The organism is Limnospira sp. PMC 289.06, from assembly GCF_032350395.1.
Taxonomy (GTDB): Bacteria; Cyanobacteriota; Cyanobacteriia; order Cyanobacteriales; family Microcoleaceae; genus Limnospira; species Limnospira platensis.
On the sequence record NZ_JARPLC010000400.1, the window covers coordinates 1 to 787 of the forward strand.

General features: G+C 44.9%; 2 protein-coding genes. Both read right to left on the reverse strand.

Annotation, left to right across the window (positions count from 1 at the left end; translation table 11 throughout):
• Window positions 1–146 precede the first annotated feature (146 nt).
• Window positions 147–533 carry a 50S ribosomal protein L21 gene (rplU, locus tag P5674_RS25445; RefSeq protein ID WP_006615928.1) on the reverse strand — a complete coding sequence of 129 codons (387 nt, stop codon included), beginning with the start codon at window positions 531–533 and terminating at the stop codon, window positions 147–149.
• 7 nt (window positions 534–540) lie between these two features.
• Entirely contained in the window at window positions 541–702 is a 162-nt protein-coding gene (locus tag P5674_RS25450) for a hypothetical protein (RefSeq protein ID WP_014276417.1), read from the reverse strand.
• Between the last annotated feature and the right edge of the window lie 85 nt (window positions 703–787).

The window sequence follows — 787 nt, forward strand, 5'->3', positions numbered from 1 at the left end:
TTCGCCCATTTCAGCTCTATTTCATACCCGAAGGTCTCGCACCATACTTGGTATTGTAGCGCATCGCCCTAATTGGTTCAACTAATCTGTGATTAAATTAAGCTCTTATAATTCTAGTTTGCTTTAGTTGAGGACCAACTCCAAATTTATTCTGCTGTCGCGGCCTGGGGTTCTGAGGTTGGGCTTTCTGACTGTTCGCGACTGGCCAAAACTTCCCCGTTGAGAGTAATTGAATCAATCATCAATCGGGTTACTTCTTGGCGGTGGCCCCGTTTTTTGCGGGTTTTCTTCTTGGGTCGCATTTTATATACAATAACTTTGCGATCGCGGAAGTGCCGCACAATTGTCCCCTCAATGATCGCCCCAGCTACTAGAGGCTGACCGATATGGACGTTACCATCATGCTGAACCAGCAGCACTTTCTCGATGGTTAGTTTTTCATCTTGATCTACTGGTAGCGATTCAACATCGTAGAACCTACCCGGTTCTACCCGCACTTGTTTACCGCCCGTTTCAATAATTGCGTAAGTCATGGAATTGTTAGTAAAGTTGCCGTACAGGTAGCCAACAGTAGACGATCGCCTGTTTGTTTATGGTTGCCATTTCCACAAGGCGCGATCGCTCACCACTAGCATTTAGCAATATCTGAACCTGATCCGAGCCAGATTTATACAGACAATCTGTTATTATTTCATATTCCATCACTGTTTGTCAAGCACCATTAACCCCATAGCAGCAATTCTCATTTTGGAAATTCAACTGCTATCGGGTGGGATGTCTAACTCGA